The organism is Photorhabdus kayaii, from assembly GCF_025384895.1.
GTDB classification, from domain to species: Bacteria; Pseudomonadota; Gammaproteobacteria; order Enterobacterales; family Enterobacteriaceae; genus Photorhabdus; species Photorhabdus kayaii.
Genome location: NZ_JAJAFZ010000204.1, coordinates 1 through 892, shown reverse-complemented (window position 1 = coordinate 892; position 892 = coordinate 1). Strand labels below are relative to the sequence as shown.

General features: G+C 48.2%; 1 protein-coding gene. It reads left to right on the top strand.

Going from position 1 to position 892, the window contains the following annotated elements:
• The coding region (locus tag LGZ98_RS23915) for an AMP-binding protein (RefSeq protein ID WP_262978748.1) at window positions 1–892 on the top strand (892 nt) is incomplete at both ends.

The following is an 892-nucleotide window of genomic DNA, read 5'->3' as shown; positions in this document are numbered from 1 at the left end:
AATTTACTTGAGATGCTGCCGGAGTTGTCAGTGCCGGTATTGGTGTTGGATGAAACGAAAGTGCAGTCAATGTTGGCAACACAATCGATGCACAATCCCTCAGCGGAGATTCTAGGGCTGAACCCAAGTCACTTGGCGTATGTAATTTACACCTCGGGTTCGACTGGCTTGCCTAAAGGAGTGATGGTTGAACATCGAAATGTTGCTCATTTAATTTATGCACAGTTACGTATGACAGGCTTGACTCACAGTGATCGGGTGCTGCAGTTCGCTTCATTCGGGTTTGATGCCTCTATTGGGGAAATATTCCCGACATTCGCGGCAGGAGCCCTATTGGTGTTACGTCCAGAATACTTGATGGTACCAGATGCGGCATTTATTGCTTTCTTACAACACCACAATATTACAGTAGTCGATTTACCTACAGCTTTCTGGCATCAGTGGGTGCGAGAAATCAGCTTGGGTCGTTGTTTATTAAATTCTAGTTTACGTTCAGTTACGGTTGGAGGGGAGAAAGCCGAGTACCATCAATTGATGCAATGGTTAGCGAGTCCGAGCACTAAGGAATGTCGTTGGCTCAATACTTATGGCCCAACCGAGACAACGGTGCATGTACTCACAATCGCCTTTGATCAGGATACTTCTTTTACACAAAGAGAAGTACCAATAGGCTCCCCTATTGCTAACACACAAATTTATATTCTGGACAGTTATAATCAGCCGGTACCGATTGGGGTGGCCGGTGAGCTCCATATCGGTGGGGCTGGGGTAGCGCGTGGCTATTTAAACCGCCCGGAATTGACGGCGGAGCGCTTTATTGCCGATCCGTTTAGCGATGAACCAGCGGCCCGGCTCTATAAGACCAGCGATCTGGGCCGCTGGTTGCCGGATG